The organism is Streptomyces sp. NPDC051183, assembly GCF_040682455.1.
Classification (GTDB): Bacteria; Actinomycetota; Actinomycetes; order Streptomycetales; family Streptomycetaceae; genus Streptomyces.
On record NZ_JBFBBA010000007.1, the window covers coordinates 121,865 to 142,680 of the forward strand.

The 20,816-nt window shown below is 73.4% G+C and carries 20 protein-coding genes and 1 tRNA gene; 8 read left to right on the plus strand and 13 right to left on the minus strand.

Features of this window, described 5'->3' with window-relative positions:
- Positions 1-8: 8 nt before the first annotated feature.
- The 8 genes from AB0M99_RS08365 to AB0M99_RS08400 all read right to left on the minus strand — a co-directional run bounded on the left by AB0M99_RS08365 (position 9) and on the right by AB0M99_RS08400 (position 5,937).
- Positions 9-635, minus strand: coding sequence for an acetate uptake transporter (locus AB0M99_RS08365; protein ID WP_365917912.1), 627 nt, complete (start codon positions 633-635; stop codon positions 9-11).
- 118 nt (positions 636-753) lie between these two features.
- The gene (locus tag AB0M99_RS08370; protein WP_365917914.1) at positions 754-1,968 is read right to left on the minus strand and encodes an acyl-CoA dehydrogenase family protein; all 1,215 of its coding nucleotides are present in this window, start codon (positions 1,966-1,968) and stop codon (positions 754-756) included.
- An 11-nt stretch (positions 1,969-1,979) separates the two neighbouring features.
- Complete coding sequence (locus AB0M99_RS08375) at positions 1,980-3,041, minus strand: phosphotransferase family protein (RefSeq protein ID WP_365917916.1); 1,062 nt, start codon at positions 3,039-3,041, stop codon at positions 1,980-1,982.
- Between the two features lie 190 nt (positions 3,042-3,231).
- Entirely contained in the window at positions 3,232-4,143 is a 912-nt protein-coding gene (locus AB0M99_RS08380) for an MBL fold metallo-hydrolase (protein ID WP_365917918.1), read from the minus strand.
- A 128-nt stretch (positions 4,144-4,271) separates the two neighbouring features.
- Positions 4,272-4,568, minus strand: coding sequence for a hypothetical protein (locus AB0M99_RS08385; protein ID WP_365917920.1), 297 nt, complete (start codon positions 4,566-4,568; stop codon positions 4,272-4,274).
- A gap of 104 nt (positions 4,569-4,672) precedes the next feature.
- Positions 4,673-5,011 (minus strand): DUF202 domain-containing protein, encoded by a 339-nt coding sequence (locus AB0M99_RS08390; RefSeq protein WP_365917922.1) that lies wholly within the window; start codon positions 5,009-5,011, stop codon positions 4,673-4,675.
- Positions 5,008-5,406: a DUF202 domain-containing protein gene (locus tag AB0M99_RS08395; protein ID WP_365917924.1), complete on the minus strand. Its 399-nt coding sequence runs from the start codon at positions 5,404-5,406 to the stop codon at positions 5,008-5,010. Before AB0M99_RS08395 ends, AB0M99_RS08390 begins: the two co-directional genes overlap by 4 nt.
- Positions 5,407-5,415: 9 nt before the next feature.
- Positions 5,416-5,937 carry an NUDIX domain-containing protein gene (locus tag AB0M99_RS08400; RefSeq protein WP_365917926.1) on the minus strand — a complete coding sequence of 174 codons (522 nt, stop codon included), beginning with the start codon at positions 5,935-5,937 and terminating at the stop codon, positions 5,416-5,418.
- Between the two features lie 83 nt (positions 5,938-6,020).
- Here AB0M99_RS08400 and AB0M99_RS08405 point away from each other — a divergent pair, with 83 nt between their 5' ends.
- The gene (locus AB0M99_RS08405; protein ID WP_365917928.1) at positions 6,021-7,676 is read left to right on the plus strand and encodes an FAD-binding dehydrogenase; all 1,656 of its coding nucleotides are present in this window, start codon (positions 6,021-6,023) and stop codon (positions 7,674-7,676) included.
- A 232-nt stretch (positions 7,677-7,908) separates the two neighbouring features.
- Here the strand turns inward: AB0M99_RS08405 and AB0M99_RS08410 are convergent, their stop codons facing one another.
- Positions 7,909-8,334, minus strand: coding sequence for an ASCH domain-containing protein (locus AB0M99_RS08410; protein ID WP_365917930.1), 426 nt, complete (start codon positions 8,332-8,334; stop codon positions 7,909-7,911).
- Positions 8,335-8,528: 194 nt separating this feature from the next.
- Between AB0M99_RS08410 and AB0M99_RS08415 the strand changes: the two genes are divergently transcribed.
- The 3 genes from AB0M99_RS08415 (at position 8,529) to AB0M99_RS08425 (ending at position 12,785) form a co-directional block, all read left to right on the plus strand.
- Complete coding sequence (locus tag AB0M99_RS08415; RefSeq protein ID WP_365917932.1) at positions 8,529-9,479, plus strand: hypothetical protein; 951 nt, start codon at positions 8,529-8,531, stop codon at positions 9,477-9,479.
- A 103-nt stretch (positions 9,480-9,582) separates the two neighbouring features.
- The gene (locus tag AB0M99_RS08420) at positions 9,583-11,127 is read left to right on the plus strand and encodes an APC family permease (RefSeq protein ID WP_365917934.1); all 1,545 of its coding nucleotides are present in this window, start codon (positions 9,583-9,585) and stop codon (positions 11,125-11,127) included.
- Between the two features lie 218 nt (positions 11,128-11,345).
- Positions 11,346-12,785: an amino acid permease gene (locus AB0M99_RS08425; protein ID WP_365917936.1), complete on the plus strand. Its 1,440-nt coding sequence runs from the start codon at positions 11,346-11,348 to the stop codon at positions 12,783-12,785.
- A gap of 93 nt (positions 12,786-12,878) precedes the next feature.
- Here the strand turns inward: AB0M99_RS08425 and AB0M99_RS08430 are convergent, their stop codons facing one another.
- Together AB0M99_RS08430 and AB0M99_RS08435 are read right to left on the minus strand one after the other, a co-directional pair.
- Positions 12,879-14,477, minus strand: a complete 1,599-nt coding sequence (locus tag AB0M99_RS08430) for a serine/threonine-protein kinase (RefSeq protein ID WP_365917938.1) — start codon at positions 14,475-14,477, stop codon at positions 12,879-12,881.
- 106 nt (positions 14,478-14,583) lie between these two features.
- Positions 14,584-14,671: transfer RNA gene (locus AB0M99_RS08435), tRNA-Leu, on the minus strand.
- A 169-nt stretch (positions 14,672-14,840) separates the two neighbouring features.
- Between AB0M99_RS08435 and AB0M99_RS08440 the strand changes: the two genes are divergently transcribed.
- The 3 genes from AB0M99_RS08440 (at position 14,841) to AB0M99_RS08450 (ending at position 17,563) form a co-directional block, all read left to right on the plus strand.
- Positions 14,841-16,166, plus strand: a complete 1,326-nt coding sequence (locus tag AB0M99_RS08440; protein ID WP_365917940.1) for a M20/M25/M40 family metallo-hydrolase — start codon at positions 14,841-14,843, stop codon at positions 16,164-16,166.
- A gap of 137 nt (positions 16,167-16,303) precedes the next feature.
- Entirely contained in the window at positions 16,304-16,537 is a 234-nt protein-coding gene (chpH, locus tag AB0M99_RS08445; RefSeq protein ID WP_365917942.1) for a chaplin ChpH, read from the plus strand.
- 150 nt (positions 16,538-16,687) lie between these two features.
- The gene (locus AB0M99_RS08450) at positions 16,688-17,563 is read left to right on the plus strand and encodes a chaplin family protein (RefSeq protein ID WP_365917944.1); all 876 of its coding nucleotides are present in this window, start codon (positions 16,688-16,690) and stop codon (positions 17,561-17,563) included.
- 36 nt (positions 17,564-17,599) lie between these two features.
- Here the strand turns inward: AB0M99_RS08450 and AB0M99_RS08455 are convergent, their stop codons facing one another.
- Positions 17,600-17,788, minus strand: a complete 189-nt coding sequence (locus tag AB0M99_RS08455) for a DUF5703 family protein (RefSeq protein WP_190185296.1) — start codon at positions 17,786-17,788, stop codon at positions 17,600-17,602.
- A gap of 47 nt (positions 17,789-17,835) precedes the next feature.
- Between AB0M99_RS08455 and AB0M99_RS08460 the strand changes: the two genes are divergently transcribed.
- Positions 17,836-18,507, plus strand: a complete 672-nt coding sequence (locus AB0M99_RS08460) for a hypothetical protein (protein ID WP_365917946.1) — start codon at positions 17,836-17,838, stop codon at positions 18,505-18,507.
- A 57-nt stretch (positions 18,508-18,564) separates the two neighbouring features.
- Here the strand turns inward: AB0M99_RS08460 and AB0M99_RS08465 are convergent, their stop codons facing one another.
- Positions 18,565-20,625: a helix-hairpin-helix domain-containing protein gene (locus AB0M99_RS08465; RefSeq protein WP_365917948.1), complete on the minus strand. Its 2,061-nt coding sequence runs from the start codon at positions 20,623-20,625 to the stop codon at positions 18,565-18,567.
- Positions 20,626-20,816 lie beyond the last annotated feature (191 nt).

Genomic DNA, 20,816 nt, shown 5'->3' on the forward strand with positions numbered 1-20,816 from the left:
GCGGGGCCTCAGCCGAGCGGCAGGACCTTGCGGCCCCAGGTCTCCTGCGCCACGACGGCGAAGGAGATGTACCACGCGATGCCCGCGCACAGCAGGCCGAGGAAGCCGCCGGTGTGGGTCAGGGCGGTGGTCTCGGCGAGGTCGCCGAGCGCGAGGAAGAGGAAGGTCAGCGCCAGCACGATGAACAGCGCCCGGTGCGCGAGGTCGAGGCGCAGCGCGGCGATGGACATGTACGCGGTGAAGATGAACCAGGCCACGAGGAACCAGCCGGTGGCGACGTGCGCCTGGTCGGCGGGCAGGGTGGGGACGACGAACTTCACGTAGCCGGCGAAGGACATCCAGAACGCGCCGTACGAGACGAACGCGGTGGTGCCGAAGGTGTTGCCGCGGCGGAACTCCAGGACGCCCGCGACGAACTGCGCGAGGCCGCCGTAGAAGAGGGCCAGCGGCAGTACGACCGCGCTGAGGGCCGCGTTCGAGATCAGCCCCGAGTTGAAGAGGCTGAGCACGAAGGTGGTGAGGGCGAACGCGGCCAGCCCGAGCGGGCCGGGGTTGGCCCTCCTCTCCGCGACGGTGGCGGCGGGGGTGGCGGCGGTGGCGGCGGTGGCGGGCGGGGCCAGGGTGGAGCTGGGCATGACGGTACGCACTTTCAGTGGGGGGAGAAGCCGAATATATCGGACCTTCGGGGTGGTTTAGACCACCCCGAAGCCCCGGCCCGAGCCCCTGCCCCCACCCCTGCCCACGGCGTGCGCGTCAGCGGTAGCGCTTCAGCTCCCGGTGGGCCAGCGAGCGCTGGTGCACTTCGTCCGGCCCGTCCGCCAGCCGCAGCGTCCGCGCCGCCGCCCACAGCTCGGCCAGCGGGAAGTCCTGGCTGACCCCGCCCGCACCGTGCAGCTGCACCGCGTCGTCCAGGATCCGTACGACGGCCCGCGGGGTCGCGATCTTGATGGCCTGGATCTCGGTGTGCGCCCCCCGGTTCCCGACCGTGTCCATCAGCCAGGCCGTCTTGAGCACCAGCAGCCGCAGCTGCTCCACCGTGACCCGGGCGTCCGCGATCCAGTTCTGCACGACGCCCTGCGCGGCCAGCTCCTTGCCGAAGGCGGTACGTCCGACCGCGCGGCGGCACATCAGCTCGATGGCCCGCTCCGCCATGCCGATCAGCCGCATGCAGTGGTGGATCCGGCCCGGCCCGAGCCGCGCCTGGGCGATGGCGAAGCCCGTGCCCTCCTCGCCGATCAGGTTCCCCGCCGGGACCCGGGCGCCGTCGAAGACCACCTCGGCGTGGCCGCCGTGGTCGTGGTCCTCGTACCCGTACACGGTCATCGCCCGGCGCACCTCCACGCCCGGGGTGTCGCGGGGGACCAGGACCATCGACTGCTGGCGGCGCGGGTCGGGGCCGTCCGGATCGGTCTTGCCCATGACGATGAAGATCCGGCAGTCCGGGTTCATGGCCCCGGAGATGAACCACTTGCGTCCGGTGACCACGTACTCGTCGCCGACGCGCTCGATGCGCGTCTCGATGTTCGTCGCGTCCGAGGAGGCCACCTCGGGCTCGGTCATCGCGAAGGCGGAGCGGATCTCGCCCGCCAGCAGCGGATGCAGCCACTGCTTCTTCTGCTCCTCGCTCGCGAACTGGGCGAGGAGCTCCATGTTCCCCGTGTCCGGGGCCGCGCAGTTGGTCGCCGTCGGCGCCAGGTGCGGGCTGCGGCCGGTGATCTCGGCCAGCGGGGCGTACTGGAGGTTGGTCAGCCCGGCGCCGTACTCGGCATCGGGCAAGAAGAGGTTCCACAGGCCCTGACGGCGCGCTTCGGCCTTCAGTTCACCGAAGACGGCCGGGGTGTCCCAGGGCGAGGCCAGCCGCGCGCGCTGCTCGGCGGCGACGGGTTCCGCCGGGTAGACGTACTCCTCCATGAACGCGAGGAGCCGCTCGCGGAGTTCCTCGGTCCGGGCGTCGAATGCGAAGTCCATGGGTGCGTGCCTCAGCCTTCCTGAAGGTCCTTGAGGGTGGTCAGTCCGTGCTCGATGAAGACCGGGACCAGCTCGCCGATCCGGTCGAAGCCCGCCCCGACGGTCTGCCCGAGCGTGTACCGGTAGTGGATGCCTTCGAGGATCACCGCGAGCTTGAACCAGGCGAAGGCCGTGTACCAGGCGATAGCCCCGGTGTCCCGGCCGGAGCGGGCGGCGTACCGCTCGACGAGCTCGGCGGGCGTCGGGTGGCCGGGCGCCCCGCTCGTCGTACTGACCGGGGACTCGGTCAGGCCCAGGTCGGAGCTGTACATCACCAGCAGCCCGAGGTCCGTCAGCGGATCGCCGAGCGTGGACATCTCCCAGTCCAGCACCGCGCGGATGGTGTCGGTACCGGACGGGGATGCGCCGATCAGCACGTTGTCGAGCCGGAAGTCCCCGTGCACCACCGTGGGGGCGGGGGGGTCGGGCAGGGCCCGGCCGAGCGCGCCGTGCAGTTCGTCGATGCCCGCCAGTTCCCGGCCCCGGGAGGCCGCGAGCTGCTTGCCCCAGCGGCGCAGCTGCCGGTCCAGGAAGCCTTCGGGCCGGCCGAAGTCGCCCAGGCCCACCGCCCCGGGGTCCACCGCGTGCAGCTCGACCAGCGTGTCAACCAGGCTGAGCACGGCCCGCCGGGTGCGCTCGGGGCCGAGGGCCGCGAGCTGGCCGGCCGTCCGGTACGGCACCCCGTCCACGTACTCCATGACGTAGAACGGCGCACCGAGGACCGACTCGTCCTCGCAGAGCAGCACCGGCTCGGGCACCGGCACGGCGGTCGGGTGCAGCGCCGCGATGACCCGGTGCTCGCGCCGCATGTCGTGCGCGGTGGCCAGTACGTGGCCGAGCGGCGGCCGGCGCACCACCCAGCGGGCGGTCCCGTCGGTGATCTCGTACGTGAGGTTCGAGCGGCCGCCCTCGATCAGCCGGCCGCTCAGCGCCCCGCTCACGAGTCCCGGCCGCGCGGCGTCGAGGTGGCCGCGCAGCCGCTCCAGATCCAGGCCCCGCGGACCGGTCGGTGCCGAGGCTGAGGCTGAGGTCATGGCGGGCGCCTCCGTACTGGGTCGATGATGTCGTGAGCCATCATGCCGACCAGTCGGTATGCCGTCCAGAGTGCGGGCCGAAAGAACTCCTCCGGCCGGCCCGCTCCCGGCCCGCCCGGCTCCCGCCCCGCCCGGCTCCCGCCCCGCCCGGCTCCCGCCCCGCCCCGCTCCCGCCCCGCCCCGCTCCCGGTCAGGCGTGGCAGAGGATCGGCGTCCCGCCGTTCATCACCGTCATGTCCCGCAGCACCGTCAGGATGTCCAGGGCCGCGCCCTCCGGCTCCCCGGCGAGCTCCGAGTACGCCCGGTGGAGGTTGGCCACGAGCCGCTCGCTCTCCCGCCAGGCGGCGAACTCGCCGAGGTCGGCCCGGCGCGCCACCTCCAGCGGGGGCAGCCCCTGCGCCCGGCCCTCCCGGGCGAGGGCGTCCACGTACCGCAGGTAGCGCTCGGTGGACTCGTACGCCGAGGGGTCGGTCAGCGGCCCGTGCCCCGGTACGACGGTCTGCGCGCCCAGCGAGCGCAGCAGCTCCAGCGCCCGCAGGGACCCGGCCAGCGAACCCATCGCGAGGAACGGCGTGCCCTCGGCGAAGACCAGGTCCCCGGTGAACACGACCTGCTGGCGCGGGAGCCACACGACCGAGTCCCCGGTGGTGTGCGCCACGCCGGGGTGGATGACCTGTACCTCCGTCTCGCCGACGTGCAGGGTCATCCGATCGCTGTAGGTGAGGGTGGGTGCCGTGATCTCTATCGCGCCGAAGTCGGTGGCGGGCCAGATCATCTCCAGCTGGTGCCCGGCGGCGAGCTGCTCGGCCCGCGCGTTGTCGTGGCCCAGTATCAGAGCCTCGGGGGCGAACACGCCGTTGCCGTAGGTGTGGTCGCCGTGGTGGTGGGTGTTGACCACCGTGCGGGGCAGCGCCGCTCCGGCCGCGACGACCGCGTCGCGCAGCGCCAGTGCCCGCCGTTCGGTGGCGGCGGTGTCGACGAGCAGCGTCCGGCCCCCGTCGCTCACGAAGCCGGCGTTGTTGAGGCACCAGCCGCCGTCCGGCTGGACGTAGGCGTGGACCCCCGGCGCGGGTCGGACGAGGTACGGGTCGTCGATGGTCATGCGCGCTCTCCCCGGGTCGCTTCGACGGACGGTCGGCATCCTGCCAGTCGCGGCGACGCCGGGGGAGGGGAGGGGTGGGCGCAGGGGGAGGCGGGGACGGGTGGGGGCGGGCGGGGGAGAGCGGCGGCTCAGTGGTCGTCGTAGTGGCCGTCGTGGGCCGCGTGCCGGTGCCCGTCGTGCACGTAGTCGACGTGGTCGCCGTGCCGGACCGCCTCGTGCCCGCAGTCCGTGCCGTGCGTGTGCTCGTGGCCCTCGTGGGCGGAGTGTCCGGTGGGCTCGCACTCGTCCCAGTGGCCCGAGTGCTCGCGGTGCAGGTGGCCGTCGTGCGCGTAGTCGATGTGATCGCCGTGTTCGACCCGGGTGTGACCGCAGTCCGGGCCGTGCGCGTGCTCGTGCGTGGGGTGTTCGTGGTGCAGGGTCGTCATGGCGCCGAGGCTAGTGCGGATTGCCCCGGATCGCCCGTTGTGTCTACCCCGTGTTCCCGCCGATTCCCCGGGGCGCGTGCAAGCCGGACCATCCGATCTGCGGCTCAGACGATGACCGTCACCGCCACCGAGGCCAGCGCCAGCGTGCACGCCACCGCCGCCAGTGCCGCCCGCGGCGCCAGCGCCGCGGGCCGGTCCGCCGCCAGCGCCCGCATCCGCCGGTGCGCCACCCACAGGAAGGCCAGCCAGAGCAGGGCGATGCCCGCCGCGCCGATGACCTCCAGGGAGGAGCCGGACCCGTGCAGCACCTGCCGCAGCGCCAGTACGGCCGTCACCGAACAGGCGAGCGTCGTACGCCGCCACGCCAGCCGGGTCCGCTCCGGCTGCAACCCGGCGTCGCGCTGCGCGCCGACGGCGCCCTCGCGGTGCGCGCCGGTGCTCACCGGCCCGTCGTCCAGCCCAGCAGCACGACGACCACCATCGCCACCGCGACCAGCCCCACCCCCAGGCTCAGCACCACCGGGAACCGGGACAGCGGCAGGTCCTCGCCCCGCCGCATCGCCCGCTCGCAGCGCACCCAGTGGTTCACCGCCCGCAGCGCACAGGCCGCGCCCACCGCGAGCAGGGCGAAGGCCATCCCGACCCGCACCCCCCACCGCAGGTCGGGCAGGAACTGGTCCACCGCGAAGCCGCCGCCCACGAGGGCGAGGGCGGTCCGGATCCAGGCCAGGAAGGTCCGCTCGTTGGCCAGCGAGAAGCGGTAGTCGGGGGTCTCGCCCTCGTCCCGCACCCGCTGGGGTGCGAACCAGAGCCGCACGTCCTTGACGAAGTCGATCACCCCGTCAATCTACTGGCGCGACTCCAGGAACCCTTGCAGCCGCCGGTGGGCCTCCAGCCCGTCGGGCACCCAGGCCCACTGCCCGTCCGCCACCCGCCGCTCCAGTTCCGCCGCGGGGAGCCAGTCGTGCCACGCCACCTCCGAGACCTGCGGCCGGACCGGGAGTTCGCACCGCACCTCGTGCACGTAGCTCCACCAGGCCCCGCCCGCGCCCTCGTACAGGAACTTGAACAGCGGCTGCGGCTGCGCCAGTCCCGTCACGCCCAGCTCCTCCTCCGCCTCCCGCAGCGCGGCCTGCGCGTAGCTCTCCCCGGCGCCCAGGACCCCGCCCACGAACATGTCGTAGTACGAGGGGAAGACCAGCTTCGACGCCGTCCTGCGGTGGACGAAGGTCCGCCCCGCGGCGTCCCTCACCCGTACGAACACGCACCGGTGGATCAGCCCGCCCGCGTACACCTCGCCCCGCGGGGCCTGCCCCGTCACCCGGTCGTCCCGGTCCACCACGTCCAGTACTTCATCAGCGGCGCTCATGAGATCCATCCAATCACCCCTGTTGACGGGTTACCGGTCCGTAGCCAAGGATCGCCCCACCACCGACGGAGGACGGGTTTCGCATGACGTACGACGCAGACGTGATCGTGATCGGGGCGGGGCTCGCGGGCCTCGTGGCCACCGCCGAACTCGTCGACGCCGGCCGCAAGGTCATCCTGCTCGACCAGGAGCCCGAGCAGTCCCTCGGAGGGCAGGCGCACTGGTCCTTCGGCGGCCTGTTCTTCGTCGATTCGCCCGAGCAGCGCCGGATGCGGATCAAGGACAGCCGCGACCTCGCCCTCCAGGACTGGCTGGGCACGGCCGGCTTCGACCGGCCGCAGGACGCCTGGCCGCGCCGCTGGGCCGAGGCGTACGTCGACTTCGCGGCCGGCGAGAAGCGCCCCTGGCTGCACGCGCAGGGCGTGCGCTTCTTCCCCGTGGTCGGCTGGGCCGAGCGCGGCGGCTACGACGCCAACGGCCACGGCAACTCCGTACCCCGCTTCCACATCACCTGGGGCACCGGCCCCGGCCTGGTGGAGCCCTTCGAGCGGCGCGTCCGCGCGGGCGTGGCCCGCGGCCTGGTCCAGCTGAGGTTCCGCCACCGGGTCACCGGGCTCTCCCGCACGGCGGGCGCGGTGGACACCGTCACCGGCGAGGTGCTGGAGCCCTCCGACGCCGTACGGGGAACCGCGAGCGGCCGCGAGAGCGCCGGGGTCTTCTCCCTGCGCGCCCAGGCCGTGATCGTGACCAGCGGCGGCATCGGCGGCAACCACGACCTCGTGCGCAGCCAGTGGCCGGCCCGGCTCGGCACGCCGCCGAAGCGGATGCTCTCCGGGGTCCCGGCGCACGTGGACGGGCTGATGCTCGGCATCGCGGAGGCGGCCGGCGCCAGCCACATCAACAAGGACCGGATGTGGCACTACACCGAGGGCATCGAGAACTGGGACCCGATCTGGGCCAGGCACGGCATCCGCATCCTGCCCGGGCCGTCCTCGCTCTGGCTGGACGCGACGGGCAAGCGGCTTCCCGTACCGCTCTTCCCGGGCTTCGACACCCTCGGAACCCTCGACCACATCATGAAGTCGGGCCACGACCACACCTGGTTCGTGCTCAACCAGCGCATCATCGGCAAGGAGTTCGGCCTCTCCGGCTCCGAGCAGAACCCGGACCTGACCGGCAAGTCGATCCGCGGTGTCATCGACCGCGCCCGGCAGGCCGTACCGGGCCCGGTGCAGGCGTTCATGGACAACGGAGCGGACTTCGTCGTCGAGCGGGACCTGTCGGCGCTGGTCCGCCGGATGAACGAGATCACCAAGGAGGACCTGCTCGACGAGGAGACGGTGCGCCGCGAGATCGTCTCCCGGGACCGGGAGATCGCCAACCCCTTCACCAAGGACCTCCAGGTGACGGCCATCCACGGCGCCCGCAAGTACCTCGGCGACAAGCTGATCCGCACCGCCGCCCCGCACCGGATCCTGGACCCCGCGGCCGGCCCGCTGATCGCGGTGCGGCTCTCGATCCTGACCCGCAAGTCCCTGGGCGGACTGGAGACCGACCTGTCCTCGCGGGTCCTGGCCTCGGACGGCGAGCCGCTGCCGGGCGTGTACGCGGCGGGCGAGGCGGCCGGCTTCGGCGGCGGCGGGGTGCACGGCTACCGCGCCCTGGAGGGCACCTTCCTCGGCGGCTGCATCTTCTCGGGCCGCGCCGCCGGGCGCGCCGCGGCGAAGGCGGTCGGCTGACCGTACGAGGTGTCCGCGCGGGCAGCCCCCACCGGCTCGGGGCACTCACCGGCTCGGGGCACTCACCGGCTCGGGGCACTCACCGGCTCGGGGCACTCACCGGCTCGGGGCACTCACCGGCTCGGGGCACCCCCCGGCTCGGGGCACTCACCGGCTCGGGGCACCCCCCGGCTCGGGGCACTCACCGGCTCGGGGCACCCCCCGGCTCGGGGGGCTGCCCGCCGCGGGCGCATCAGTCCAGCCGGGCCACGATCCGGAAGCGCTCCGCCACCACCGGGGTGTCGTCGTCCACCGTGAACTCCGGGTCGCCGAGCTCCTCGCGCAGCGGCGCACTGTGCCAGAACCCCTCGTGCGAGGCACGCCATTCGGCCACTGAGGTGTACCCCTCGCCCTCGTCCAGCGCGTGCCGCAGGTCCACGTCGGCGAGCCGGAGCACCCGGACATCCGTGATCTCCAGGACGGCCACCGCGCGCTCGTCGGAGTCCACCATCGCGAACCGCCCGCCGGCCGCGGGCAGCGGCTCGCCCGCGGTCTCGTACCACTGGAGCAGTCCCGTCGTGGAAGTCTTCGCACCGCTCAGCACGGCCGCCACCAGCATGTCGCGCAGCGGTCCGGGAAAGCCCAGCTCGAACGGCTGAAGATCGTCGTAGGTCGCCATGAGTCCACCTTACGCACTGCCCCCACGAGACCGGCGAACCGGAACAAGTCGTTCAACTCGCTCCCTCGCCGCACCAGTTGAAACGCGCCACCCAGTGGACTGGACCTTGACTCGGAGCAGTGCCTACCGCTTTGCTGTGCGTGATCATTCGGCCACACCGTCCAATCGCCCGCGTCCTGGAGGGAATTCCGCGGATGTCCCCCCCTCCGCCGCCCCTCGGCCGCGCCCGCAAGCGGGACGCCCAGCTCTTCGACTCGGCCCTCTGCGACAGCGAACTGGTCGACGTACGGAGCCAGTTCACCCAGGGCCGCTGGGCCAAGGCCCGCTCCCTCCTCGTCACCACCGGCGACGACTGGGACCGCCGCGGCCACCGCCTCGTCGTCCTCGCCGAGACCCCGGCCGCCACCGCCTGGGCCCGCGAGTGGCTGCTCGCCGAGCCCGACAGCGCCGACGCCACGACCCTCCTCGCCTGCGCGGCCGTCTTCACCGCCCTGCGCCGCAAGGGCACGCCCGAGGCCGCCGAGGAGGCCTGCCGGCGGGCCGCCGCGCTGCTCCCCGCAGACCCCACGCCCTGGCTCGGACTGCTGCTGCTCACCCGCGCCTTCGGCACCGAGGAGGAGTTCAGCCGCCACTTCGACCAGGTCCGGGCCCGCCACCGCGAGCACCACCACGCCCACCACCTGATGGTCGCCAAGCTGGCCGAGCGCACCCCCGCGTCCGGGCACGACCCGCTCCACGAGGTCTACGACTTCGCCGCCTGGGCCGCCGAGGAGTCCCCGGCCGACTCCCCGCTCGCCGTGCTCCCCGTCATCGCCCACGCCGAGCGCTACCGGGTGCTCGCAGGCAAGTACGGCTCCGACAGCAGCGCGGGCGCCGTGGCCCACTGGTCGGGCCGCCGCGCCCGCCAGGTGCTGCGCTCCGCCTTCGACTGGTGGCTGGAGTGGGAGCGCGAGGACCACCCCCGCAACCGCGTGGACCTCAACTTCCTGGCCCACGCCAAGCTCTGCGAGGGCCGCCCCGCCGAGGCCGCCGCGCTCTTCCACCGCATCGGGAGCCACGCGACCCCGGCCCCCTGGTCCTACCCGGACCTAGACCCCCACAAGGCCTTCCTCGCCGCGCGCAGTGTCGCGCTCGGGACCGCCTGAGCCTTCGTCCCCGCTTCGTCCCCGCAACCCCCGAAGAGCCTTCGCCCCCGAAACCCCCTGAAGACCCCCGAAGGCTCGCAGACCCCCCGAAAGGACACCCGCCATGGCGACGGGCAGATCCACCACGCTCCAAGACGCGGCCGAGATCCGCACGTACAAGGGCCAGGACCGCGCCCTGCGCGCCGACCGCCTCGGCACCGCCGGGCTGCTGCTCTCCGTGCTCGCCGCCAGCGCCCCCCTCATGGTGGTCGCAGGTGTCATGCCCACGACCTTCGGAGTCATGGGGGTCGTCGGCCAGCCGCTGCTGTTCGTCATCCTCGGAGCCGTCCTCGCGCTCTTCAGCGTCGGCTACGCCGAGATGAGCCGGCACGTCCACAACGCCGGCGCCTTCTACGCGTACATCGCCCGCGGCCTCGGCCCCACCGCGGGCGCCGGCGCCTCGATCCTCGCCCTCGTCGCCTACAGCGCCATGCAGGTCGGCGTCTACGGCATCCTCGGCTTCGAGATCTCCGGCCTCTTCGCCACCTACCTCGAAATCGAACTCGCCTGGTGGATACCGGCCCTGCTCGCGGTCGCCGCCACCGGCGCCCTCGGCTGGCTCAAGATCGACCTCAACGCCAAGGTCCTCGGCGTCCTCCTGCTCATCGAGTGCGCCCTCGTCGTCGCCTTCGACGCCGCCGCCCTCGGCAAGCCCGGCCCCGAAGGCCTCTCGCTGCACGCCTTCAACCCCGAGACCCTCAGCGGCGCCGGGCTCGGCACCGCCCTGTGCTTCTGCATCGCCGCCTTCGTCGGCTTCGAGCAGTCCCCGGTCTACGCCGAGGAGACCAGCAAGCCGCACATCGTCGTCTCCCGCGTCATGTTCCTCGCCGTCGGCTTCGTCGCCCTCTTCTTCGCCTTCAGCGCCTGGGCCCTCACCGTCGCCACCGGCCCCGCCGAGGTGGTCAAGACCTCCGCCGAAGCCGGCCCCGGCCTGCTCTTCCAGCTCACCGAGGACCGCCTCGGCACCGCCTTCACCGACACCCTGCACGTCCTGTTCGTGACCGGCATGTTCGCGGCGATGCTCAGCTTCCACAACGTCGTCGCCCGCTACGCCTTCGCCATGGGCCGCGAGGGCCTGCTCCCGGCCGCCTTCGGCCGTACCAACGCCGGCACCGGCGCCCCCGGCACCGGCTCGCTCCTGCAGACCGTCGTCGCCACCGTCGTCGTCCTCGCCTTCGCCCTCACCGACGACAGGCCCACGGGCGACCCCACCGCGCCGGTCCTGCACCTGTTCACCTGGATGGGCAGCGTCGGGGCCCTCGGCGTGACCCTGCTCATGGCCGCCGCCTCCTTCGCCGTCATCGCCTTCTTCGTCCGGCGCGGCACCGCCGGCGCCCAGATCTGGCGGCTGATCGCGGCCGGCGCCGCGGGCCTCGCCCTCCTCGCCATCGCCGTCTACACCGTCCGCGACTTCGGCGTCCTCGTCGGCGCCGGGGACGGCTCCGTCCTCAGCTGGGTGCTGCCCGGCATCATCGGCGCCGCCGTCGTGGCCGGCCTGCTGTACGGGGCCGTGCTGCGCAGCCGCCGCCCCGAGGTGCACGCCCGCATCGGCCTGGGCAACGAGGCCTTCCGCCTCGACCAGGCGGCCGAGGCAGCGCCGCACGAGTAGGCTCCCGCCTCGCATTCGAGGTCCCGCGAAGCCCCCGACGCCCGTTTCCATGGTCGTCGGGGGCTTCGGTGCGCAAGGGGAGGATTTTGGCGGGTGGCGGAGGCTCATGGTCTCCTGGGGCGACAAAAACACCGGATCGCGGCACAGGGGACACCACCCAGCTCCCCTGCACGCCGGTCCGGACCTGCCTGTCCGACCCCACGAAGGCGAAGTCATACATGAGTGACCGCACCTTGACCGAGGCCCCCGCCCCGGCGTCTTCCCGCCATGTCGACGCCGGTGACGAGGGCTACAGCAAGGACCTCAAGTCCCGCCACATCAACATGATCGCGATCGGCGGGGCGATAGGCACCGGCCTGTTCCTCGGCGCCGGCGGCCGCCTCGCCGGCGCGGGACCCTCCCTCGCCATCGCCTACGCGGTGTGCGGCGTCTTCGCCTTCTTCGTCGTCCGGGCCCTCGGCGAGCTCGTCCTCTACCGCCCCTCCTCCGGCGCCTTCGTCTCCTACGCCCGCGAGTTCATGGGGGAGAAGGGCGCCTACACGGCCGGCTGGCTCTACTTCCTCAACTGGTCCACGACCACCGTCGCCGACATCACCGCCGCGGCCACCTACGCCCACTTCTGGTCGATGTTCACCGACGTCCCCCAGTGGGTCCTCGCGTTCATCGCCCTCGCCATCGTCCTCACCGCGAACCTGATCTCGGTGAAGTACTTCGGCGAGATGGAGTTCTGGTTCTCCCTGGTCAAGGTCGCCGCCCTGACGATCTTCCTGATCGTCGGCATCTACCTCGTCGCCACCAGCCACGAGATCGACGGCCACACCCCGGGCCTGTCCACCATCACCGACAACGGCGGCATCTTCCCCGTCGGCATGCTCCCGATGCTGCTCGTGATCCAGGGCGTGGTCTTCGCCTACGCCTCCGTCGAGCTGTGCGGCGTCGCCGCCGGCGAGACCGAGAACCCCGAGAAGATCATGCCCAAGGCGATCAACTCGATCATGTGGCGCGTCGGCATCTTCTACGTCGGCTCGGTCATCCTCCTCGCGCTGCTGCTCCCGTACACCGAGTACTCGGACGGCCAGAGCCCCTTCGTCACCGTCTTCGACAAGCTGGGCATCCCCGGCACCGCCGGGATCATGAACCTGGTCGTCCTGACCGCGGCCCTCTCCAGCCTCAACTCCGGCCTCTACTCCACCGGCCGCATCCTGCGCTCGATGGCCATGTCCGGCTCCGCACCGAAGTTCACCGCCCGCATGAACAAGGGCAAGGTCCCCTACGGCGGCGTCCTGTTCACCGCCGCCTTCGGTCTGGCCGGCGTCGCGCTGAACAAGTTCATGCCGTCCGAGGCCTTCGAGATCGTCCTGAACTTCGCCTCCCTCGGCATCCTCGGCACCTGGGCGATGGTCATGATCTGCTCGCTCTTCTTCTGGCGCCGCGCACGCGAGGGCAAGGTCGAGCGCCCGTCCTACCGCCTGCCCTGGGCCCCGTACACCCAGCTCGTCACGCTGGCCTTCCTGGTCACGGTCCTGGTCCTGATGTGGTGCGACGGCGGCGTCGGCCGCACCACGGTCATGTTCGTCCCGGTCATCGGAGCCGCCCTGGTCGGCGGCTGGTACCTGGTCCGCGGCCGGGTCGCCGAGCTCGCCGCGTCCCGCGACTGAGGCGAGCCGAGCCCCCGAGGGCACCGCCGACACAGGGCCCCGCCGTCCGGAGCGCACTCCGGACGGCGGGGCCCTGTCCGCGCTCCGGCGCCCTCAGGGGCTCGCGGAGCCCCCTACGCCCGGCACGAAGGAGTCCAGCGCCGCGTCGAAGTGTCCGCGCGCCTCGGCGGTCCGGCCGACGGGCGTCGACACCCACACGTCGTACAGCACCCCGTCCTGCTCCCAGCACAGGTCGAAGGTGTGCCGGGCGCCCTCGGTACGGGTGAAACCGTCCCAGGTGAACTCCCACAGGGCGGCCGGCAGCCCGTCGTGCGTCGTCGGGACGACCTTGTTCTCCCGGTAGCCCGGGTTGGTCTCCGCGCCCTGCCGGTCGGCGGAGCGCATCGCCCCCAGCGGGCCACCGGCCGGCGCCGCCGACGTCCTGATCCCGATGCGCACGGACCCGTCCGGCGACCCGTAGAACACCCGCTGGTCGTCGGTGGTACGCCGGTACCCGGCCGGTACGGCGAGGCTGAACCCCCGGGGGTCGGCGACGACCTGGTACCCGGCCGGCGCGGGCCGCACCGACCCGGCGGGCGAGGCCGACGGGGACGGCGCGGGGGACGGCGAAGCGGGAGGGGAAGAGGACGCGGATGCGGACCGGGACGGACCCGCGGCGCCCGCCGTCGCACCGGACTCCCGCCCCTCCGCCCGGCCGTCGCCGCCGCCGAGCAGCGAGGTCGCGGTCACCGTCGCACCGACCGTCAAGGCGATCAGCGCGGCCACCAGCCCCGCCCGCAGCGCCCGCCGCCGCCCGGACTCCGGGGGAAGCGGCCCGCCCGGCCGGGTCGCCCGCTCGGCCGGCGCGTGCCTCGCAGCCGGTACGGGCTCGGCCCCGCCCCCGTCCGCCGCGCAGGCCGACAGCAGCCGGGCCGCCTCGGCCGCGCCCAGCCGCTGCTCCGGGTCGCGCTCCAGCAGACCGCGTACGACCGGAACCAGCGGCCCGAGTCCGGCGGGCGGGCGGATCTCCCCGAACACGACGGCGTGCAGGATCCCGCCCACCGAATCCCGGCGGAACGGCGACTCGCCGGTCACGGCGGCGCACAGCAGGGCGCCGAGCGACCACAGATCGGCCGCGGGCCCCGCCTCCCCGCCCTGCATCCGCTCGGGCGCCGTGTACTCGGGGGAGCCCATGAAGGCCCCGGCCTCGCTGATGGTCGTCGCCCCGGCGAGCCGGGCGATCCCGAAGTCGGTCAGCACCACCCGCCCCGTACCCGCCTCCAGGAGCACGTTGGCCGGCTTCACGTCCCGGTGCAGCACACCCCGGTCGTGCGCCGCACCGAGGGCCCCGAGCAGCGCCAGCCCGAGCCGGGCCGCCTCGGCGGGGGCCAGCGGCCCCGCGCCCGCGAGCCGGTCGGCCAGCGAACCTCCGTCGACGAGCTCCATGACGATGAAGGGGATCCCCTCGTGCTCCACGACGTCGTGCACGACCACGACGTGGGGATGCCTGATCTGCGCGACGACCCGCGCCTCGCGCAGGGCGCCCGCACTGCCCCCACCGGCGTCGACATGGAGTTCTTTGACGGCCACCGACCGCCCGAGCAGTTCGTCGGCGGCCCGCCAGACCGTCCCCATGCCGCCCCGGCCCAGCCGCTCCTGAAGCCGGTAACGGCCACCGATCACCGTGCTGTTGCCCGGACCGTCCTGCGCCACGCCCTCAACCCCCGTCCGCCGCTCAGGGGCCATGATGCCGCAAACCCCACCCGGCACCCCGCGGCCCGCAAACGCAAAGAACCCCACCGGAGTGGGGTTCTTCGTTTGGTGTCCGAGGGGGGACTTGAACCCCCACGCCCGATAAAGGGCACTAGCACCTCAAGCTAGCGCGTCTGCCATTCCGCCACCCGGACAAGGTGTCTGTCTCGCGTCCCTCGCGGGCCGTTCCGACGTGGAAAACATTACCAAACATTCCGGGGTCCTCGATCACACCCCCCGACGGCCGGGGATCGCCCTTGGGGAGAACGGCCCGGGGCGGGAGGATGGGAGGCAGTTCGGTACTGATCAGTGGGAGGAAGCAGCGTGAGCGAGTCGAGCGCGGGCAGGACCGTCTCCGGCGAGGACGAGGTAGTCGACCTCTGCCGGGACCTCATCCGGATCGACACCAGCAACTACGGCGACCACTCCGGGCCCGGCGAGCGCAAGGCGGCCGAATGGGTCGCCGAGAAGCTCGCCGAGGTCGGGCTGGAGCCGCAGATCTTCGAATCGCACAAGGGGCGCGCCTCGACCGTCGCGCGGATCGAGGGCGAGGACCCGTCCCGGCCCGCGCTCCTGATCCACGGGCACACCGACGTGGTTCCGGCCAATGCCGCCGACTGGACCTACGACCCCTTCGCGGGCGAGATCGCCGACGGCTGCGTGTGGGGTCGCGGCGCGGTCGACATGAAGGACATGGACGCGATGACGCTGGCCGTCGTACGCGACCGCATGCGCAGCGGGCGCAAGCCCCCGCGGGACATCGTGCTGGCCTTCCTCGCCGACGAGGAGGCGGGCGGCGTCTACGGCGCCCGGCACCTCGTGGACAAGCACCCCGGGCTGTTCGAGGGGGTCACGGAGGCGATCGGCGAGGTCGGCGGCTTCTCCTTCACCGTCAACGAGAACCTGCGGCTCTACCTCGTGGAGACCGCCCAGAAGGGGATGCACTGGATGCGGCTCACGGTGGAGGGCACCGCGGGCCACGGCTCCATGACCAACAACGACAACGCGATCACGGAGCTGTGCGAGGCCGTCGGGCGCCTCGGCCGCCACCAGTGGCCGGTGCGCGTCACCAAGACCGTCCGGCACTTCCTGGACGAGCTCTCGGACGCGCTCGGCACCCCGCTCGACCCCGACGACATGGACGCCACGCTCGCCAAGCTCGGCGGCATCGCCAAGATGGTGGGCGCGACGCTGCGCAATTCGGCCGCCCCGACCATGCTCGGCGCCGGCTACAAGGTCAACGTCATCCCCGGCCAGGCCACGGCGCACGTGGACGGCCGCTTCCTGCCGGGCTACGAGGACGAGTTCTTCGCCGACCTCGACCGGATCCTCGGCCCGCGCGTGAAGCGCGAGGACGTGCACGGGGACAGGGCGCTGGAGACGGACTTCGACGGCAGGCTCGTGGACGCCATGCAGGGCGCCCTGCGGGCCGAGGACCCGATCGCGCGCGCGGTCCCGTACATGCTCTCGGGCGGTACGGACGCGAAGTCCTTCGACGACCTCGGCATCCGCTGCTTCGGCTTCGCGCCGCTGCAGCTGCCCCCGGAGCTGGACTTCGCCGGGATGTTCCACGGCGTGGACGAGCGGGTGCCGGTCGACGGGCTCAAGTTCGGCGTTCGGGTGCTCGACCGATTCATTGACAACGCCTAACGCCCGAGATTCGCAGAGGTGTGCGCAAACCACTGGGAAGAGTGAATGCGCTCATACGCTCGTAGCCCTGGTGAACCCTCCTCGTTACAGGTGGTGCGGTCCGCGGCTGGGACCGCACTTGCCTACTAGGAGGAACAATGCTCAAGAAGGTTGTCGCCGCTGCGGCTGCCACCGGTGGTCTGGTGCTCGCGGGTGCGGGTCTGGCTGTCGCCGACGCGGGTGCCCAGGGTGCGGCCATCGGCTCCCCCGGTGTCGCGTCCGGCAACGTCATCCAGGTGCCGGTCCACATCCCCGTGAACGTCTGCGGCAACACCGTCAGCGTGATCGGCCTGCTGAACCCGGCCTTCGGCAACACCTGCGTCAACGCCTGACGCATCTGAAGTTCTCGGCCCCGGAGCGCATTCCAGCGCTCCGGGGCTGCCGGGCTTTACGGCCCGGCTCCGATCTTTCGGCGTACGAGGCGGGGGAGCCTGTACGGCCAGTACGTCGACCACACGTACACACCAGGGGACGAAGTACAGATGCGACGACAGGTACAGGCCACCACCGGGAAGACCTTGATCACCATGGCGGCCGCGGGGGGTCTGCTCGCGCTCGGCGGGGGCTACGCACACGCGCATGCCGGCGCGTCCGGGCATGCCGCGAACTCGCCCGGACTGCTGTCCGGCAACAACCTGCAGGCGCCCGTGGACGCGCCGGTGAACGTCTGCGGCAACACGGTGAACGTGGTGGGGGCCCTGAACCCGGCCTTCGGCAACCGCTGTTCCAACACCTCGGGCAAGCCGGGCCACCCGGGTCATCCGGGCCACCCCGGCAACCCCGGTACGCCGGGCCACCCCGGCCACCCGGACGAGCCGTGCGACGAGGACGAGCCCGGCCACCCGGGCACGCCGGGCCATCCCGGCCACCCGGGCACGCCGGGCCACCCCGGTACGCCGGGACACCCTGGTACGCCGGGGCACCCTGGTCACCCGGGTACTCCGGGCAATCCCGGTACTCCGGGCAATCCCGGTACGCCGGGACACCCCGGGAATCCGGGTACGCCCGGCAACCCCGGAACCCCGGGGAATCCGGGTACGCCCGGTCAGCCCGGTACGCCCGGCACCCCGGGCACGCCAGGGAACCCCGGCCACCCGGGCACGCCTGGAACCCCGGGCACTCCCGGTCAGCCGGGAACCCCGGGCAACTCCGGCACCCCGGGCACGCCGGGACAGCCCGGCTCGGGCACCGGCACCCCGGGCAACCCCGGGACCCCCGGACAGCCCGGCACGGGCACCGGCCGGCAGGCCCTGGCCGCCACCGGCGCCGGTGACGTCCTCAGCGCCGGCGTACCGCTGGCCGGAGGCATGCTGCTGGCCGGCGCCGTGCTCTACCGCCGAGCACGCAACGCCGCCTGACGTGGCGTGACGCGGTCCCCGCCCCCGGGGACCGCGTCACCAGGTCGCGCGGACCTGTCGGATGATCCGGCGGCGCAGTCGCACGCGGCGACTGCCGTCCCGAAGCAGGGTCAGCCGGTCGAGCTCCCAATGCCCGTACTCGGCATGATCGGTCAACATGCGGGTCGTTTCCTGGCGAGGAACCCCGCGGGGCACGTACAGGTCGACAAATTCGTATTCCGGCATCGCATCTATTGTGCGGGCAGAGCCCTGCTACGGATAGCGTCTGCACTATGTCTGATGCCGCTCTGCCCACTGTTGCCGAGGTACGCGCCGCCGCCGAGGCGGTAAAGGCCGCGCTCGACCGTCACCTCGCCGCGGTCGAGAGCAGGATCGGGGACGAGGACCCGGCCGTCTACGCGGCGTTCAACGAACTCGCCGCCGCGGCCGAGGAGTACGACGAACTCCTCTACGACCGGTACGACGAGGTCACCCCGTTCGAGATCCCCACGCCCGAGGACGGGGTCCCGTACACCGGTCCCGCCGAGCCCGCCGCCTTCAGCGTGCTCGTCCGCCGCGACTACGCCGTCGTCGAACCGGCCCGGCTGATCGCCCAGGCCGAGCGCGTCGCCGCGCACGACCGGGACGCCGACCTCGACCACGACGGGGGCACCGCCGGTGCGCTGGGCGTGCTGTTCGGGGAGTACGAGCCGGACGAGATCGCCTCCCGCGCCAAGGACTTCGGCCTTGAGGAGGGCGACTCCACCCTCTGGATCGCGGCGTCGGAGGAGATCGCGGAACCGGGGGAGTGGCTGGGCTCGCCCTTCGGGCACACCGATCCGCAGGACGTCCTGCACCGCTTCGACGTCAGCTCCGTCTTCGACGAGGAGGCCGACGAGTTCGACGAAGAGCCGGGCGAGGAGCGGCGGGACGAGAGCGCCGAGCAGGGCCTGACACCCGCCTGAACCACCGCGGCCCCCGTCCCTGCCGAATCGGCGACGGGACGGGGGCCGCGGCCCGGCTCACTCCTGCCCGGCCGCCGACTCCCGGGCCGAGGCCGCCAGCGCCCGCAGCAGACCCGCCAGCCGGGTCGTACGGGGCTTCGGCAGCACCTCCGCGACCGCCTGCGGCAGCGCCTGGTCCACGCCGTGCACCACCGACAGGTGCCGTTCGGCGCGGCCGAACGCCGTGTACACCCAGTCCCGGGACAGCGCCGCGGCCGCGTCCCCGGGCAGTACGACGACCACCGCGGGCCAGCGCGCCCCGACGGCCTGATGTGCCGTCACCGCCCAGCCGTGGCGCACCTCGGCCTCCACCCGGTCCTTCGGTACGGTGATCCGCGCGCCCGCGGCCTCCAGGTGCAGCCCCTGCGCGTCCGCCGACACCACGACGGCCGGCAGCGCGCGCCCGGGCGAGGGGACGTGGACCGCGCGGTCCCCGGGGTCGAAGCCGCCGAACCGGCCGGGGCCCGGGTTCAGCCGCTCCTTGAGGGCGGCGTTGAGCGCCCGGGTGCCCGCGGAGCCACCGTGGCCCGGGGTGATCACCTGCACGCTCCCGGCCGGGATCCCGAAGGCGCGCGGCACCGACTCGGCCACCAGCTGCACGGTGCGGTGGACCGCTTCCCCGGCGTCGCGCACCGGGACGATGACGACCTCCTTGCCGGGAGCGTCCACCTGGTTTAGCTCCCCGATCCCGATCCCGGAGACCAACTCGCCGAGCGGGCCGGGGTCCGGCATGCGGGAGGTCACCCGCGGGCAGGCACCGGCGGCCAGCACATCGGCGAACACCCGCCCCGGACCGGCGGATCCCAGCACCCCGGGATCGCCCGACAGCACGAGCCGGGCCCCGTCGGGGACCGACTCCACCAGCGCTGCCGCGGTCTCCACGTCCAGCTGCGGGGCGTCCAGGACCACGAGGAGGTCCAGCTCGAACTGCCCGTCGGCGTCCCGCCCGGGCCCCTCGGCCCCGGCGAGCAGACCGGCCACGGTGACGGCCCCCTCGGCGGGGGCGTGCGCGGCCAGGCAGGCCCGCAGGCCGAACTCCCGGGCGGCGGCCAGCAGGGCCCGCGGTTCGGCGCGGGCCGCCTCGCCGCCGGTGTGGGCGACCAGGCCGTGCCCGGCGGCGGCGCGGATCAGCTCTGCGCCCGGCCCGGTGGCGGCCTTCTCCCAGTCCGCCGGGTACGTGAAGGTGTTGGCCAGCCGGGCCAGGCCGTCGGCCAGGCTCTCCTCGGCCATCGCCGAACCCTCCAGGCCGACGAGGACCCGTACGGGCTGCTCCTCGCCCTCCGCGACGGGGTCGCCCAGCGGCTCGTGGAACACCAGCACCGCGCCGTCCCCCACCGCCGCCTCCAGGGCCTCGGCGGGGTCCGGTACGCCGTACTGCGCGAGGGCGGACTCCAGGGTCGGGGCCTCAAGGGCGGTGTGCCCCTTGGCGGCGGCCTGGGCCAGCAGCCAGCCCACGAGCGCGGTCGCCCGGCGCTCGTCCCCGGGACCGGCCTCGGCGCCGAGCAGGGCCCGCGCGAACCCGTCGGCCTGGGCCGGGCGGACGGCGGGGACGGCCAGCAGCCGCCAGGGGTCTTCGGCGAGCTGCTCGGCGGCTCCCTCGCCGAGGGCCGCGGCGGCGGGCTCCGCGAGGGCCTCGGGGGCCCCGCCGCGAGCCAGTACGGCGCGGACGTCCTGGACGGAGTCGGCGGAGGGCGCGGGCGCGGGCGCCGGAGCGGGCGCCGGGGTGCGCTGCACCGGGGGAGCCGGGGCCGCCTTGCGCGGCGCGGCCGGGGCCTCGTCGAAGTACACGGAGGAGGGCTTGGCTCCGCTCTCCACGGCCCGTACGGCGGCCAGCAGATCGGCGGCCTTCCCGCTGAGCTTGCCGCCGGCCTCGACGGGCGCCTCGCGCTCCGCCTTGCGGCGGGCGATGCGCTCGCGCTCGACCTTCTGCGCCGCCAGTTCGGCCGCCGCCTCGCTCAGCGCGGGCGCGGCCGCTGCGGCTTCGCCGGTGCCGGCCGACTCCGTGGCTTCGCCCTCGGCGGTGCCGTCCGCCGCCGCGGGCTCGTCCTCGTCGGCGGGCTCCGCGGGGCTTTCCCCCACCCCGCCCCTTCCCGAAACCGGGGACTCCGCCCCCGGACCCCCTCCGGCGGCGCCGTCCTCCCGGACCTCGTCCGAATCAGGGGCATCCGCCCCCGGCCCTCCGGCGGCGCCGTCCTCCCGGACCTCGTCCGAATCAGGGGCATCCGCCCCCGGCCCTCCGGCGGCGCCGTCCTCCCGGACCTCGTCCGAAT

Coding starts and splice junctions, on each gene's coding strand:
- AB0M99_RS08375 (WP_365917916.1), bottom strand. CDS start 3,041: ATGACCTCAGCCTCAGCCTCGGCACCGACCGGTCCGCGGGGCCTGGAT.
- AB0M99_RS08385 (WP_365917920.1), bottom strand. CDS start 4,568: ATGACGACCCTGCACCACGAACACCCCACGCACGAGCACGCGCACGGC.
- AB0M99_RS08420 (WP_365917934.1), top strand. CDS start 9,583: ATGGCGACGGGCAGATCCACCACGCTCCAAGACGCGGCCGAGATCCGC.
- AB0M99_RS08450 (WP_365917944.1), top strand. CDS start 16,688: ATGCGACGACAGGTACAGGCCACCACCGGGAAGACCTTGATCACCATG.
- AB0M99_RS08410 (WP_365917930.1), bottom strand. CDS start 8,334: ATGGCGACCTACGACGATCTTCAGCCGTTCGAGCTGGGCTTTCCCGGA.
- chpH (WP_365917942.1), top strand. CDS start 16,304: ATGCTCAAGAAGGTTGTCGCCGCTGCGGCTGCCACCGGTGGTCTGGTG.
- AB0M99_RS08370 (WP_365917914.1), bottom strand. CDS start 1,968: ATGGACTTCGCATTCGACGCCCGGACCGAGGAACTCCGCGAGCGGCTC.
- AB0M99_RS08415 (WP_365917932.1), top strand. CDS start 8,529: ATGTCCCCCCCTCCGCCGCCCCTCGGCCGCGCCCGCAAGCGGGACGCC.
- AB0M99_RS08405 (WP_365917928.1), top strand. CDS start 6,021: ATGACGTACGACGCAGACGTGATCGTGATCGGGGCGGGGCTCGCGGGC.
- AB0M99_RS08380 (WP_365917918.1), bottom strand. CDS start 4,143: ATGACCATCGACGACCCGTACCTCGTCCGACCCGCGCCGGGGGTCCAC.
- AB0M99_RS08400 (WP_365917926.1), bottom strand. CDS start 5,937: ATGAGCGCCGCTGATGAAGTACTGGACGTGGTGGACCGGGACGACCGG.
- AB0M99_RS08460 (WP_365917946.1), top strand. CDS start 17,836: ATGTCTGATGCCGCTCTGCCCACTGTTGCCGAGGTACGCGCCGCCGCC.
- AB0M99_RS08365 (WP_365917912.1), bottom strand. CDS start 635: ATGCCCAGCTCCACCCTGGCCCCGCCCGCCACCGCCGCCACCGCCGCC.
- AB0M99_RS08455 (WP_190185296.1), bottom strand. CDS start 17,788: ATGCCGGAATACGAATTTGTCGACCTGTACGTGCCCCGCGGGGTTCCT.
- AB0M99_RS08425 (WP_365917936.1), top strand. CDS start 11,346: ATGAGTGACCGCACCTTGACCGAGGCCCCCGCCCCGGCGTCTTCCCGC.